Source organism: Pseudomonas sp. MWU12-2029 (assembly GCF_023242425.1).
Classification (GTDB): domain Bacteria; phylum Pseudomonadota; class Gammaproteobacteria; order Pseudomonadales; family Pseudomonadaceae; genus Aquipseudomonas; species Aquipseudomonas kribbensis.
In genome coordinates this window covers 47,440-60,510 of the sequence record NZ_JALJDY010000016.1, presented here as the reverse complement: position 1 = coordinate 60,510, position 13,071 = coordinate 47,440, and the positions used below count along the sequence as shown (strand labels likewise).

General features: G+C 62.4%; 15 protein-coding genes. 7 read left to right on the top strand and 8 right to left on the bottom strand.

The features are described 5' to 3' along the window. Positions 1-51: 51 nt before the first annotated feature. Both M5B44_RS27600 and M5B44_RS27595 read right to left on the bottom strand, forming a co-directional pair. A complete protein-coding gene (locus M5B44_RS27600) occupies positions 52-609 on the bottom strand; it encodes a helix-turn-helix transcriptional regulator (protein WP_248741186.1) in 558 nt (185 codons plus the stop codon). Between the two features lie 78 nt (positions 610-687). Then, complete coding sequence (locus tag M5B44_RS27595) at positions 688-1,092, bottom strand: RidA family protein (protein ID WP_192553396.1); 405 nt, start codon at positions 1,090-1,092, stop codon at positions 688-690. A gap of 134 nt (positions 1,093-1,226) precedes the next feature. Here M5B44_RS27595 and M5B44_RS27590 point away from each other — a divergent pair, with 134 nt between their 5' ends. Next, positions 1,227-2,168, top strand: a complete 942-nt coding sequence (locus M5B44_RS27590; protein WP_248741185.1) for a LysR family transcriptional regulator — start codon at positions 1,227-1,229, stop codon at positions 2,166-2,168. Here M5B44_RS27590 and M5B44_RS27585 read toward each other — a convergent pair. Further along, positions 2,131-2,991 carry a LysR substrate-binding domain-containing protein gene (locus tag M5B44_RS27585; protein WP_248741184.1) on the bottom strand — a complete coding sequence of 287 codons (861 nt, stop codon included), beginning with the start codon at positions 2,989-2,991 and terminating at the stop codon, positions 2,131-2,133. The two genes, M5B44_RS27590 and M5B44_RS27585, sit on opposite strands and share 38 nt — an antisense overlap. A 137-nt stretch (positions 2,992-3,128) precedes the next feature. Here M5B44_RS27585 and M5B44_RS27580 point away from each other — a divergent pair, with 137 nt between their 5' ends. Genes M5B44_RS27580 through M5B44_RS27565 form a run of 4 tightly spaced genes read left to right on the top strand, consistent with a single transcriptional unit; the run spans position 3,129 to position 7,364 of the window. Continuing rightward, positions 3,129-4,181: an agmatine/peptidylarginine deiminase gene (locus M5B44_RS27580; protein ID WP_248741183.1), complete on the top strand. Its 1,053-nt coding sequence runs from the start codon at positions 3,129-3,131 to the stop codon at positions 4,179-4,181. Positions 4,182-4,184: 3 nt separating this feature from the next. Continuing rightward, on the top strand, positions 4,185-5,093 hold the full coding sequence (gene aguB, locus M5B44_RS27575; RefSeq protein ID WP_134826579.1) for an N-carbamoylputrescine amidase: 909 nt from the start codon (positions 4,185-4,187) through the stop codon (positions 5,091-5,093). A gap of 1 nt (position 5,094) precedes the next feature. Continuing rightward, on the top strand, positions 5,095-6,198 hold the full coding sequence (locus M5B44_RS27570; RefSeq protein WP_248741182.1) for an extracellular solute-binding protein: 1,104 nt from the start codon (positions 5,095-5,097) through the stop codon (positions 6,196-6,198). Between the two features lie 47 nt (positions 6,199-6,245). Next, positions 6,246-7,364, top strand: coding sequence for an agmatine/peptidylarginine deiminase (locus M5B44_RS27565; protein WP_248741181.1), 1,119 nt, complete (start codon positions 6,246-6,248; stop codon positions 7,362-7,364). 9 nt (positions 7,365-7,373) lie between these two features. Here M5B44_RS27565 and M5B44_RS27560 read toward each other — a convergent pair whose 3' ends face one another. The 5 genes from M5B44_RS27560 to M5B44_RS27540 are packed head-to-tail and all read right to left on the bottom strand — an operon-like array spanning position 7,374 to position 10,406. Beyond that, positions 7,374-8,036: a glutathione S-transferase family protein gene (locus M5B44_RS27560; RefSeq protein ID WP_248741180.1), complete on the bottom strand. Its 663-nt coding sequence runs from the start codon at positions 8,034-8,036 to the stop codon at positions 7,374-7,376. Positions 8,037-8,068: 32 nt separating this feature from the next. After that, the gene (locus M5B44_RS27555; protein ID WP_248741179.1) at positions 8,069-8,476 is read right to left on the bottom strand and encodes a RidA family protein; all 408 of its coding nucleotides are present in this window, start codon (positions 8,474-8,476) and stop codon (positions 8,069-8,071) included. Positions 8,477-8,507: 31 nt separating this feature from the next. Continuing rightward, complete coding sequence (locus tag M5B44_RS27550) at positions 8,508-8,891, bottom strand: hypothetical protein (RefSeq protein ID WP_248741178.1); 384 nt, start codon at positions 8,889-8,891, stop codon at positions 8,508-8,510. Then, complete coding sequence (locus M5B44_RS27545) at positions 8,888-9,394, bottom strand: PaaI family thioesterase (protein ID WP_248741177.1); 507 nt, start codon at positions 9,392-9,394, stop codon at positions 8,888-8,890. The genes M5B44_RS27550 and M5B44_RS27545 overlap by 4 nt, the downstream gene beginning before the upstream one ends. A 58-nt stretch (positions 9,395-9,452) precedes the next feature. Then, positions 9,453-10,406, bottom strand: coding sequence for a LysR family transcriptional regulator (locus M5B44_RS27540; RefSeq protein ID WP_248741176.1), 954 nt, complete (start codon positions 10,404-10,406; stop codon positions 9,453-9,455). A gap of 143 nt (positions 10,407-10,549) precedes the next feature. Between M5B44_RS27540 and M5B44_RS27535 the strand changes: the two genes are divergently transcribed. After that, positions 10,550-11,728 carry a M20 aminoacylase family protein gene (locus tag M5B44_RS27535; protein ID WP_248741175.1) on the top strand — a complete coding sequence of 393 codons (1,179 nt, stop codon included), beginning with the start codon at positions 10,550-10,552 and terminating at the stop codon, positions 11,726-11,728. Between the two features lie 30 nt (positions 11,729-11,758). Then, positions 11,759-13,063, top strand: coding sequence for an MFS transporter (locus tag M5B44_RS27530; protein ID WP_248741174.1), 1,305 nt, complete (start codon positions 11,759-11,761; stop codon positions 13,061-13,063). The last annotated feature ends 8 nt before the right edge of the window (positions 13,064-13,071 follow it).

Sequence of the window (13,071 nt, the reverse complement as noted above, 5' to 3'; positions counted from 1 at the left end):
CCTAGGCCCGGCCTCGATCATCGTCCACGCATAAAATATGCGGCGGGTGGCCTACAGCGTTTCCACCAGCCGTGCGGCGGTGCCGTCCGAAAGTGCGATCCGCGTCCAGCGGCACAGGCTTTCGCGGATGGGGACAAGGGTTGAGTCATTGTGGCCGGTGACGAATTCCAGAGCCGGCGGCGCCTGGACTTCCCGCCAGCCGGTGTCATCCAGCAAGGATTCCTTGTGCTGGATTTCCGCCGTCGCAAAACGCCACAGCGATTGCCCCAGCAGATCGCTCAGCGGGCTGGCGAACTGCGCGGCGCGGGCCGGGGAGCAGGCCAACAGGCGATGGGTCAGGTCGCAGACGAGATGAACCGGCCGTGCGCTTTCTGTCACCAGTCGTGCGAGGGCCTGATCGGCGGCGCTGTCGAGTCGCGCCGCGAGCAACGTTTCGAGTTGCCGATGCGCGTCCGTGTCCATCGCCTGCACACCGCTTTCCCAGCGGGAAATCGTCGACTGGGTAACCTTGAACAACTCGGCGGCATGGCTCTGTTTGACGCGGTGCAGCACGCGCCAGCGGCGCAGGGCGATGCCGGGGAGACTGGGCTTGAGCAAGGTGTCGGGCATGGCGATGGATCGCAAATGGAATGCGGGCCGACAGTCTGAAGACTGGCGGCCCGTGCTGCAAATCGACGCGATGTCAGGTCATTCCGGCACCCTGGCAATCACCTTGATCTCGAACTGAAAGCCATACAGCCACGTCACGCCGACCGCCGTAATGGTCGGGTGCGGCGCCTCACCCCAGAACTCGGGCACCACTTCCCAGATGGTTTCGAAGGTCGATTGCGGGTCGACCATGAACACGGTCACGTCCACCACGTCATCGAAACTGCCGCCGGCCGCGCCAAGAATCGCGTTGAGGTTGGTGAAGGCCCGGCGCACCTGTTGTTTCAGATCCGGCTCGGGCGAGCCGTCCTCAAGGCTGCCGACTTGCCCGGAGACAAACAGAAAACCGTTGGATCGAACGGCCGGCGAATAGCGATTGCGCTCGTAGAGGGCATGGCGTCCGGGCGGAAAAACCACATCGCGTTTTGGCTGGGCATGGGTCATGGGGTGTCTCCTTCAATGGGTTGAAAACCTGCGATGGAGAAACTCTAGGGACTTGCATCGGCCCGATAAACGCGCAACCTTGGCGTTCACTGTTTGGGATAGCCAAACAATCGAGCCGCCATTAGAGGTTGGATATGGACCGTTTCGACGCGATGCAGGCCTTCGCCCGGGTGGTGGAGGCGGGCAGTTTCACCAAGGCCGCCGAGACCCTGCACATGAGCAAGACCACCGTGACCCATCTGGTACAGCAACTGGAGGCGCGCCTGCGGGTCAAGTTGCTCAACCGCACCACGCGCAAGGTCAACGCTACGGCGGACGGCGCGGCCTATTACGAGCGGGTGATCAGGTTACTGGCGGACATGGACGATGCCGAGACCAGCCTTCCCGGCGCGGCGGCCCAGCCCAAGGGCCGCTTGCGGGTCGATGTACCGAGCCCGTTGGCCAATCTGATTCTGGTGCCGGCGCTGCCCGAGTTCTGCGCGCGCTATCCGGAGATCCAGATCGACATGGGCGTCAGCGACCGGATCGTCGACATCATTGATGAAAACGTTGATTGCGTGGTGCGCGGCGGGGAGCTGCGGGATCAGTCGCTGATGGCCCGGAAGGTGGCGGATCTGCAACTGGGCGTCTATGCCGCGCCGAGCTATCTGGCCCGTGCTGGCATCCCGATGCATCCCCGGGAGCTGGAGGACAGCCATCACCGGGTGGTCGGTTTCCTGTGGGCGCGCACCGGCAAACCCGTGCCTTACGCCCTGCACAACGAACACGAAGATCTACAGATCAAGGGCCGTCATGTGCTGGCGGTGGATGACGGCAATGCCTACCTGTCGGCGGGTCTCGCGGGGCTGGGCGTGTTGTGGTTGCCCAAATACATGTCCAAAGCACACGAGGCGTGCGGTGATCTGGTGCCGCTGTTCCAAGATTGGCGCCTGGATCCGATGCCGCTCTACGTCGCGTACCCGCCGAACCGCCACATCAGCCGCAAACTGCGGGTGTTCATCGACTGGGTCACCGAGGTGATGGCTCGTCACGCACCGGTCATGGATCGCCCAGGTTCGCCAGCAACCACTCGGTGAAACTGCGGGCCATCGGGTCGCTTTCGCTGTCGCGGTGGGTCAGCAGCGCCCAGTTCGGGCCGCGAATGGTGTCGTCCACCAAGGGCTGTAACAGCCCGTCGACCCGGGCCTTGCGGCTGAGCAACTGGCTGACCAGCGCGATGCCGAGCCCGCCGCAGGCCGCATCCAGCAACAGGCCCGGATCTGAGAAGTTCAGGCCCTGATCCTGCTGGCCGACGTCGATCCCGGATTCCACCGCCCAATGACTCCAGTCCATTTCCCGCTCGCCGTGCAGCGTTGTCCGCTGTGCGCTCGGCACGCTCAGCAGGTTCGGGTGACACGCCGGATAGAGCCGGTCGGCATGCAGCACCTTGAAGCTGCATTCAGCCTGAGAACTGATGTCGTCGCGCACCGCCAGATCGATGGTCTGGGTCGCCATGTCCGGCACTTCATCGGTGCTGAAAATCCACAGGTCCACATTCGGATGCTGACGGCGGAAATCCCCCAGACGCGGCAGCAACCAGTGCCGGGCAAACGCCGGCGTGGTGTTGAGCACCAGTTGATTGGGTTTCTGGTACTGCCCCAGCCGCCGGATGCCCACCGACAGTTGCTGCAGCATCGCCTGAGTCGTGCTGAGCAGATCGTGGCCGGCGTCGGTCAGGGCGACGCTGCGTCCGCTGCGGAAAAACAGCGGCTGCTCCAGGTACGCCTCAAGGCTGCGGATCTGCTGGCTGATGGCCGACTGCGTGAGGCTCAGTTCCTCGGCAGCCTTGTGAAAACTGCCCAGCCTTGCGGCGGCTTCGAAGCCGCGCAACGAGCTGAGGGGTGGCCAGTGTTTCAGCATGATCGATAAGTTCCTCTAATCAGTTTTCCGCTAAATCCATCGTTTGTTTGGTCTTGAGGCCGCCATTAGCATGCACGTCAACGCCGCCAAGGCTGTTTTCATTGAACACAATGGCTTAACTCAAAGGGCTTTTTACCATGCAGCAGAACAAAAACAACAACAGCGGTTGGATGATGCCGGCAGAGTGGGTAACGCACGCCGCGACCTGGATGGTCTGGCCCCACAACAAGGCCCTGTGGGAGTCGGGCTGGCGCGTGACCTTGCCGTTGGTACAGGAAGATTTCGCCCGCGTCGCCAATGCCATCGCCCGGTTCGAACCGGTGAAAATGGTCGTCGATCCGTCGGCCATCGCCAGCGCCAAAGCTTTGTGCGGGCCGAACATCGAACTGATACCGCTGGCGGTCAACGACAGCTGGTGCCGCGACTCCGGCCCGAGCTTCGTCGTTCATCCGGAGCAGGGTCTGGCCGGGGTGAGCTGGCGCTTCAACGCGTGGGGCGGCAAGTCGGCCCACGATCTGGACGAAAGCCTGGCCCGCCGCGTACTCAATCACCTGGGCGGTGAGTGCTTCGGTACGGCGCTGAGCAACGAGGGCGGCGCGATCCATGTGGACGGCGAGGGTACGCTGATCACCACCGAATCGGTGCTGCTCAACCCCAACCGCAACCCGGGCGTGAGCAAGGATGAAATGGAAGAGATCTTCAGCCGTCTGCTCGGCGTGAAGAAAACCATCTGGCTGCCGGGGGATCCGGATTACGTCACCGGCGACATGACCGACGGCCACGTCGATGGCGTCTGCGCTTTCGCCCGTCCCGGCGTGTTGCTGGTGGATGCCACTCACGATCGCAGCTCGGTGTACGCCGAAGTCGTGCGGGAAAACCGCCGCGCACTGGAACTGGCCACCGACGCCCAGGGCCGCAAGTTCGAGCTGATCGAGCTGTATGAAGCCACCGATGCGGTGGACACCGAAGCCGAAGTCTTCTGCGCTTCGTACACCAATTTCTACATCGCCAACGGCGCGATCATCATGCCGGCGTACGGCATCGAGGCCGACCATGTGGCGGCAGAAACCCTGGCCAAGGCGTTCCCGGGACGTGAAGTGGTGCCGGTGCAGATCAATCACCTGGCCCATGGCGGTGGCGGTGTGCATTGCATCACCCAACAGCAGCCAGCCTGGCCGGTGGAGGGTTGATCGATGACGATGTTGAAAGTCGCTACCACCCAGATGCCGTGCACCTGGGACCTGAACAGCAACCTTGATCGCGCCGAGCAATTGGTGCGTGAAGCGGCGGCGCAGGGCGCGCAAGTGATCCTGTTGCAGGAGTTGTTCGCCACGCCGTATTTCTGCATCGAGCAGAGCCACCACCATATGGCGCTGGCCGAGGAGTACCGCGACAGTCAGGTGCTGTCGCGTTTCGCCGCGCTGGCCCGTGAACTCGGCGTGGTGCTCCCGCTGAGCTGGTATGAGAAGGCTGGCAACGCCTACTTCAACTCCCTGAGCGTGGCGGATGCCGACGGGCGTTTGCTGGGTGTGTACCGCAAGACTCACATCCCCAATGCCATCGGCTATCAGGAGAAGGAATATTTCAGTCCCGGCGACACCGGTTTCAAAGTCTGGGACACCGCGTTCGGCCGCCTCGGCGTGGGCATCTGCTGGGATCAGTGGTTTCCGGAAACCGCTCGCTGTCTGGCGTTGATGGGCGCCGAAGTGCTGTTGTACCCGACCGCCATTGGCTCGGAACCGGGCTGCGCGGATCTGGACTCGCGGGACCACTGGCAGATGACCATGCGTGGCCACGCGGCTGCCAACCTGCTGCCGGTGATCGCCTCCAACCGCGTTGGCCGCGAAGTGGCGGGCACCGATGCGGCGCTGCAAATGAATTTCTACGGCTCGTCGTTCATCTGCAACCACAAGGGAAAAATGCTCGCCGAAGCCGACCGCGCCAGCACCGGCGTTCTGGTGCAGAGCCTGGATCTGTCGGCCATGCGAGAAGAGCGCCTGAGCTGGGGCATCTACCGCGACCGTCGCCCGGAAATGTACGGCGCGCTGCTCAGTCAGGACGGTCGTCACCTTCACGCCCGCTGGAATCCTCAAGGAGTCTGATATGCACACCTCACACAAGTGGTTGCTCGGCGCTCTGGGTCTGGCGCTGGCCGGTCTGATGCCGGCCGTGCACGCCGAAGACAAGACGCTGCGGCTGTACAACTGGGCGGATTATTTCGCCGAAGACACGCTGACCAGGTTCACCGCCGAAACCGGGATCAAGGTGATCTACGACGTGATGGACGGCAGCGAAACCCTGGAAGCCAAGATGCTTTCCGGTGGCAGCGGCTACGACCTGATCTTTCCCGGCGACACCGTGGCCGAACGCCTGATGCGCGCCGGCAGCCTGTTGCCGCTGGATCCTTCGAAAGTCACGGCAATGAACGACATCGAACCGGGCCTGCAGAAACTGCGCAGCCATTACGAGCACTCGAACAAGGCCACGGTGCCCTACACCTGGGGCACCATCGGCCTGACCTACAACGCCGAGCAGATCAAACAACGCATGGCCGACGCCCCGGTCAACAGCCTCGACATGCTGTTCAAGCCGGAACTGGCGGCGAAGTTCGCCGATTGCGGGATTTCGATGATCGACTCGCCGGACGAAGTGCTGGCGGTGGTGCTCAATTATCTGGGCCGTGATCCGCGCAGCGCCAAATCCGAGGATCTGGCAGCGGCCAGTGATTTGCTGATGAAACTGCGGCCGTATATCCGCAAGTTCCAGTCGCAACCGGTCACCGATCTGGTCAACGGCAACCTGTGCCTGTCCCTCGGCTACAGCGGCGACATGACCCAGGCCCAGCGCACCTCGGACAGCGCCGGCAAGAAGACCCGCTTCCAGTACCGCGTGCCCCGTGAAGGCACCACGGTGTGGATGGACACCATGGCCATTCCGGTCGATGCCAAGCATCCGGAATATGCCTACGCGTTCATCAACTTCGTGATGCGCCCGGAGAACATGGCAGCGATCAGCAATTTCACCGGTTACCCGACCTCCAACGCCAAGGCCCGGCCAATGGTGGATGAGGCGATGCGCAACAACCCGGACATCTACCTCGACGAAGCGACCTATGCTCGTCTGATACCGGGCAAGGATATTCCCCAGGCCGACATGCGTGCCCGCATGCGCACCTGGACCAAGTTCAAGACCGCCACTGCAAAGTGATTTTTCCGGGCCGCTTCGGCGGCCCCTTACACATCAGGAACGTACACATGCCCACTCGTCGCGAGTTCATCAAACAGGTTTCAGTCGCCGCCGGCGTAGGCGCTGCCGTCATGGGCCTCGGCCTGTCCCCGGCACGGGTGCTGGCGGCCAGCGAAGGTCGCTGGTTCATGCCCGACGAGGGCGACAAACACGAACGCGCCTACATGGCCTTCGGCGCGCAGGACGCGATCTGGGAAGACTTCACCGAAGACGTCCAGGAAGCGCTGGGCCGGATCGCCCGCGCCATCTCCCGTTACGAGCCACTGACCATCTACTGCCGCAGCGGCGAACGCAGCCTGGCCGAAGAGATCTGCGGCACGTCCAACATCACCTATCAGATCGCCAATCTCGACGACATCTGGATGCGTGACATCAGCGCCAACTTCGTCATCGATGACAAAAGTGGCCTCGGTGCGGTGGACTTCAATTTCAGCGGCTGGGGCAACAAGCAACAGCACTCCAAAGACGCGAAAATCGCCCAACGAGTGGCGCAAGACGCGCAAGCGACCTACATCCGCAGCGAACTGGTGGGCGAGGGCGGCGGCATCGAAGTCGATGGCCACGGCACCGGGATCATGACCGAAAGCTGCTGGGTCAACGCCAACCGCAACCCCGGCTGGAGCAAGGCCGATGTCGAGGCGGAACTGAAAGCACGCCTCGGATTGCGCAAAATCATCTGGCTGCCGGGCATCAAGGGCAAGGACATCACCGATGCCCACGTCGATTTCTACGCGCGCTTCGTCAAGCCGGGCGTGGTCATCGCCAACCTCGACACCGACCCGCAATCCTACGATCACAAGGTCACGCTGGCGCATCTGGAAATCCTGAAGAAGGCCACCGACGCCGACGGTCGCCCGTTGCAGATCCACACCGTGTCGCCACCGCTGAAACCACGCAAGACCAAATTCAACAAGAACAACGACGACTTCGCGGCCGGTTACATCAACTACTTCGTCATCAACGGCGCGGTCATCGCTCCGGAGTTTGGCGACAAGGATGCCGACAAGAAGGCCTTCGACCTGCTCAAACAGCTCTACCCGAACCGCGACGTGGTGCAAATCAACATCGACGCCATCGCGGCCGGTGGTGGCGGGATTCACTGCGTGACCAGTCACCAGCCGGCGTGAGGTCGTTCCTCAGCGAAACCGTTGGGGAAGCGCTTCGGCAAAGGGATAGAAGTCAAACCAGGGTCTGGCTTCGTCGATCACTTGGCTGAAAGACGGGCGCTGCACCAACCGCTCGAAATAAACGCTGAGGCGAGGGCGGTCGGCGCCAAACGGCACCAGCGTACTGGCGTAAAACAGCGCCGGGCTGGCCGAGCAATCGGCCATGCTGTAATCCGGGCTGGCGATCCACGAGTGGGTCGCCAGCTGGTTTTCCAGCATGTCGTAGGCGGTGTTCAGCAAGGTGCGCTGGCTGCTCAGGTCAGCGTTTCTGCTGTGGATGCGGTCTGCGACGATTTGCGACATCGGCGTCATCACGTAGTTGTCGAAAAACCGGTCCCAGAGTCGAACCTGCAGCGCGGTGTCCCAATCGTCGGGGATCAAGCGGCCCGTTCCAGCGTGATAGCGGTCCACGTATTCAATGATCACGCTCGACTCCGGCACGTTGCGCTGACGGGCACGGTCCTGCAGCACCGGGAATTTGACCAATGGCCACAGCGCCCGCAACTCGGCCCGTTCGGCTTCGCTGGACAGGTCGATCAGGCGTTTCTCGAAGGCGACGCCGTGTTCGTACAGGGCAATCAGGGCTTTGTGGCAGTAGGACGACAACGGATGGTAGTAGAGGGTCAAGTCCATGGTTCAACGCCTCGCGATGGTGGTGAAAAGCACTACACAGGTATAGCCCGCCTGCGCACGGCCACGCATTTGATTTCCACCAGCAGCCCCGGATGGGCCAGTTCGCTGACGCCGATGCAGGTCCAGGCGCAGAAGCCTTTGGGGAACAGGCGGTTCTTCACTTCGCGAAACACCAGCATGTGCTGGCTCATGTCGACGTGATAAGTGGTCATCTCCACCACGTCCTCGAAGGTGCAGCCACCGGCCTTCAGCACTTCGTCGAGGTTTTCCCAGGCACGGATGAATTGCTGCCCGGGGTCTTCGATGACTGTCAGATCAGCCGTGCGGCCCACCTGACCGGCGCAATAAAGCGTATCGCCGACCAGCACCGCCGGGGCGTAACCGGCGCGTTCGACGATGGGTTTCATGGATTCGGGGATGATGATTTTGCGATCGGGCATGGCAGTGGCTCCGGGTAAACCGTGAGTCGGGTCACTTCACGCGGAAGTACCGGATCAGGTTGGCGGTTTTCGTGAACACGGCATATGCCAAAGCTGCAATCGCCAGACCGGCCACGACCGGACCGACTGCATTGATGCCGGTGATGAACAGCATGTAGAGCGATAGCATCAGTAACAGCACGACATAACTGGCGAGTGTCTTTCTAAAGAACGCCAACAGCAGCGGGATGAATGCCACTGCCAGCGTGTGGATGGCCACTGCCTGCAAAATCTCGATTATCAGATACGAGAACGCATCTTCGCCGCTTGCTTGCGTGGCGATCAGCCAGGATTCGTTCATCAGCCAATTCAGACCGCCCACCACCATCAGGCTGATGGCGGCAATCAGCGCCATGTTTATTGCCTTGGTACTCATTGGTCTTCATTCCGGCCATGAGCAGCCGCTGCCAACTGCCCCGCATCGACCCGAACAAACACCGAATCACCCACCGCCGTCAGCACATCCCCGGCATACACCTCACAGATCACCCGGCTCTTGCGCCCGACTTCTCCTTCGACTTTTGCCTTCAACGTCAGCGGCACGCCCATGGGCGTCGGCTTGATGAACTTGATGCCGAGGTTGCCGGTGACGCAGTTGATGCGCGGCAGGCTCTCGGCTTCACGCCCTTCGGCGCGGTAGTGGTAGGCCATCGCGGTCCAGTTGGAATGGCAGTCCACCAGCATCGCGATCAAACCGCCGTAGACCAGCTCCGGCCAGCCGCAGTATTTGGCTTCGGGCACATGCTCGGCCATGACATGCACGCCGTCCTCGTGCCAGAAGCTCTTGATGTGCAAACCGTGCGGGTTGCTGCTGCCGCAGCCGAAGCAGACGCCGTCGGGGGCGGCGGTGTCTTGCAGGGAGGTGTCGAGAGGGGACATGCCGGGGTCATCCTTAAACTGTTAGCCGAACCGGGCCGAATCTTAACCTTGAACAGCCTCAGATCAACAACCCCAACGTATCGAACAACTCGACATCCTCCGGCCTCGCCGAGCGTGCGCGGCGGCGGATCACTTGCAGCAGACAATCGACAAAACACTGCGCCGCCGCGCCCAGCGGGGCGTTGCGCGGGGTGACGATGCCGATGACATCGTTGGCGAAGGTCTCGGCCAGATCGAGCCGGGCCACGCGTTCGCGGTAGCCGGGCACTGTCAGCATCGGCTCGGGAAAGTAGCTGAGCATGTCGGTCTGCTCGATCAGCGACAGGGTCAGTTGCGGCGAGTGCGCGCGATGGATGTGTTGCAGGTCGATCTGCGCGCCGTGTTGCCAGAACAGCTCGGTCATCAAGCCTTCGTGGCTGGCGTCGGGGTAGTTGACCACCCAGTCCTGATCGAGCAGTTGGTGAATGGAGTTGGCTCCGCGCAGCGGATGATCGTGGCGGGCGACGACTGCCATGCGGTAGGAAAAGATCGGTTCGCTGACGAACTCCGGACGCGGCAGCAGCGACGAGACCAGGCCTACCGCGAACTCCATGGTGCCGTCGCGCAGTTTTGGCAGGGCCACGGCCATCAAGCCTTCGAAGATCTCCAGACGTACCTGCGGCATGCGCTGGCGGAACAGGGTGACGACTTCCGGCAACAGGGTCATGCCCATCCACGGCGAGATGCCCAGGCGCAACTGGCCCTGGGCTTGATCGCTCAGGTGCGTCAGCTCCAGTTGTGCGCGTTCGAGCTGACTCAGCATCTGCCGCGCATGCTGCAGCAGCGACTGGCCGTAAGCGGTCAGCACCACGCCGCTGGCATTGCGCACCAGCAGCGGCAATTGCAGGTGTTCTTCCAGTTCGCGCAGGGCCTTGGCCACGGCGGTCTGCGAAACCCCCAGTTGCCGCGCCGCCGCACGAATGCTGCCGCAGTCGGCAATCATCACCAGCGCCCGCAGTTGATGCAGCTTCATCCTTTTCTCCCGTTGTGACGGTGTAAACCCACGGTTTTCAGCCCCCGTTTTTTGCGACTGCCGCGGCATTCGGCAAGTCATTAGGATCGCAGGGTATCAGTCGAACACCCGCAAACGCCCCCATAAAAACAAGGAACCTGCTGATGACCGATCTGCCTGCACTGCCCGGTATCCGTGCGCTCGAAGAAGAAATGATCGCGCTGCGCCAACACATTCACGCTTACCCGGAACTGAGCTTCGAAGAGTTCGCCACCGCCGATCTGGTGGCGGGCAAGCTGAGCGAGTGGGGCTATGAGGTGCATCGCGGGCTGGGCGGAACAGGCGTGGTCGGCCTGCTGCGCCAAGGCAGCGGCGGCAAGATGATCGGCCTGCGCGCCGATATGGATGCACTGCCGATCATCGAGCAGACCGGGCTGCCGTATTCCAGCCGCCACGAAGGCGTGATGCACGCCTGCGGGCATGACGGGCACACGGCGATGTTGCTGGCGGCTGCGCGTTATCTGGCCGAAAGCCGCAACTTCGACGGTTCGCTGGTGGTGATCTTCCAGCCCGCCGAAGAAGGTGACGGCGGCGCGCAACGCATGCTCGATGACGGCTTGTTCGAGCTGTTCCCGTGCGACGCGGTGTTCGCCATGCACAACATGCCGGGGTTGCCGGTGGGCAAGCTGGGTTTCCTCGAAGGCCCGTTCATGGCGTCCACCGACACCGTGACGATTCGCGTCGACGGTGTGGGCGGCCACGGCGCGATGCCGCACAAAGCGGTCGATCCGGTGCTGGCGGGATCTGCAATTGTCATGGCGTTGCAGAGCATCGTCTCGCGCACTGTCGACCCGCTCGACACGGCCGTGGTGACGGTCGGTGCCTTTCACGCCGGGATCGCCGCCAATGTGATTCCCGATCACGCCGAGTTGCAGTTGAGCGTGCGTGCGCTCAAGGCTTCGGTGCGTGACGAATTGATCGAGCGCATCACCCGCATCGCCCAGGCCCAGGCCAGCGGTTTCGGGGCGCGGGCGACGGTGGATGTGGACGAGGCGCAACGCTTCCCGGCGCTGTTCAACGATGAAGCCAAGACCGCTTTTGCGCGGCAGGTGGCGATCGATTGGGTGGGCGAGGAAGGGCTGATCCCGAACATGAAACCGCTGACCGGCAGCGAAGATTTCGCGGTCATGCTGCAACGCTGCCCCGGCTGTTATCTGCTGATCGGCAATGGCGACGGGGAGGGCGGCTGCATGGTGCATAACCCCGGTTACGACTTCAACGACGACTGCCTGGCGACCGGCGCCAGCTACTGGGTGCGACTGGTGGAAGCCTTTTTGGCCTGATCCGCTTCGACAATTTCAGGAGTTCGCCCCATGTCCACTGCCATTTCCAGCGCGGCTACCGCCGCAAACGCAACGCGCAAACCCATCGGTGCGCGGGCGATTGCCGCGATCACCATTGGCTCCGGCCTCGAGTTCTATGATTTTTCCGTCTACAGCTTTTTCGCCACACTCATCGGCCGGCAGTTTTTCCCGGTAGAGAGCACGCTGGGGCAATTGCTGCTGTCACTGGCCACGTTCGGCGTCGGCTTCGGCATGCGTCCGATCGGCGGGATCGTGCTCGGTGCCTACGCCGACCGGGTCGGGCGCAAACCGGCGATGATGCTCACGCTGTGGCTGATGGCGCTCGGTTCGCTGCTGTTTGCCATCGCCCCCACCTACACGCAGATCGGCCTCGCGGCACCGGTGCTGATTGTGCTGGCGCGGCTGGTTCAAGGGTTTGCCATGGGCGGCGAAGTGGGGGCCTCCACGGCAATGCTGATGGAATACGCCGACGATAAAAACCGAGGTTTCTACGGGAGCTGGCAACTGTTCAGCCAGGGTTTGAGCTTCATGTTCGGCGCGCTGGTGGCGCTGGGGTTGAGTTCGACCTTGTCGGCCGAATCCCTCGAGAGCTGGGGCTGGCGACTGCCGTTCGTACTGGGGATGCTGGTGATTCCGGTGGGGCTGTATATCCGTCGTCACCTCGATGAAACCGCCGAGCAGGAACCACCAGGCGATGGCGCCACCTCCGGCCTGCGCCTGATTTTCCGGGACTATCGCAAAGTCCTGCTGACCGGCGTGCTGCTGGTGATCGGCAGCACGGCATCCAGCTACATCGTGCTCGATTACATGACCAACTACACCGTCAGCGTGCTGCACCTGCCGATGACCATGGGCACCACGGCTGCGTGTCTTGGGGCGCTGGTGCAGATCAGTCTGTCGATCTGGGCCGGTCGTTTGAGTGACCGCATCGGCCGTCGCCGCACTATCGCGCTTGGCTGCATCCCGATGCTGTTGCTGATCTATCCGGCGTTCATGTTGATGAACCGCTTTCCGACCCTGGGCACGCTGTTGGGCGTTTCAATGGTCACCACATTGTTTCTGGTGCTGATTACCGTGCCGACGCTGGTGCTGGTGACGGAGATGTTCCCCCGCAAGATTCGCGCGTCAGGACTGTCGATCATCTATTGCCTGGGTGTGTCGGTGTTTGGTGGCTTCGCCCAGTTTTTCGCCACCGGGCTGATCGGTCTGACCGGCAACAACAACGCGCCTGCGCTGTATGTGATGACGTGTCTGTGCCTGACCCTGGCGGGGCTGGCGTTGGTGCGGGAGACCGCAGGCAGGCCGCTGGAGTGAGCGGCCCG

Bases quoted from the DNA above. Each gene is read 5' to 3' on its own strand.
- M5B44_RS27600 (WP_248741186.1), bottom strand. From the start codon at position 609: ATGCCCGACACCTTGCTCAAGCCCAGTCTCCCCGGCATCGCCCTGCGC.
- M5B44_RS27595 (WP_192553396.1), bottom strand. From the start codon at position 1,092: ATGACCCATGCCCAGCCAAAACGCGATGTGGTTTTTCCGCCCGGACGC.
- M5B44_RS27590 (WP_248741185.1), top strand. From the start codon at position 1,227: ATGGACCGTTTCGACGCGATGCAGGCCTTCGCCCGGGTGGTGGAGGCG.
- M5B44_RS27585 (WP_248741184.1), bottom strand. From the start codon at position 2,991: ATGCTGAAACACTGGCCACCCCTCAGCTCGTTGCGCGGCTTCGAAGCC.
- M5B44_RS27580 (WP_248741183.1), top strand. From the start codon at position 3,129: ATGCAGCAGAACAAAAACAACAACAGCGGTTGGATGATGCCGGCAGAG.
- aguB (WP_134826579.1), top strand. From the start codon at position 4,185: ATGACGATGTTGAAAGTCGCTACCACCCAGATGCCGTGCACCTGGGAC.
- M5B44_RS27570 (WP_248741182.1), top strand. From the start codon at position 5,095: ATGCACACCTCACACAAGTGGTTGCTCGGCGCTCTGGGTCTGGCGCTG.
- M5B44_RS27565 (WP_248741181.1), top strand. From the start codon at position 6,246: ATGCCCACTCGTCGCGAGTTCATCAAACAGGTTTCAGTCGCCGCCGGC.
- M5B44_RS27560 (WP_248741180.1), bottom strand. From the start codon at position 8,036: ATGGACTTGACCCTCTACTACCATCCGTTGTCGTCCTACTGCCACAAA.
- M5B44_RS27555 (WP_248741179.1), bottom strand. From the start codon at position 8,476: ATGCCCGATCGCAAAATCATCATCCCCGAATCCATGAAACCCATCGTC.
- M5B44_RS27550 (WP_248741178.1), bottom strand. From the start codon at position 8,891: ATGAGTACCAAGGCAATAAACATGGCGCTGATTGCCGCCATCAGCCTG.
- M5B44_RS27545 (WP_248741177.1), bottom strand. From the start codon at position 9,394: ATGTCCCCTCTCGACACCTCCCTGCAAGACACCGCCGCCCCCGACGGC.
- M5B44_RS27540 (WP_248741176.1), bottom strand. From the start codon at position 10,406: ATGAAGCTGCATCAACTGCGGGCGCTGGTGATGATTGCCGACTGCGGC.
- M5B44_RS27535 (WP_248741175.1), top strand. From the start codon at position 10,550: ATGACCGATCTGCCTGCACTGCCCGGTATCCGTGCGCTCGAAGAAGAA.
- M5B44_RS27530 (WP_248741174.1), top strand. From the start codon at position 11,759: ATGTCCACTGCCATTTCCAGCGCGGCTACCGCCGCAAACGCAACGCGC.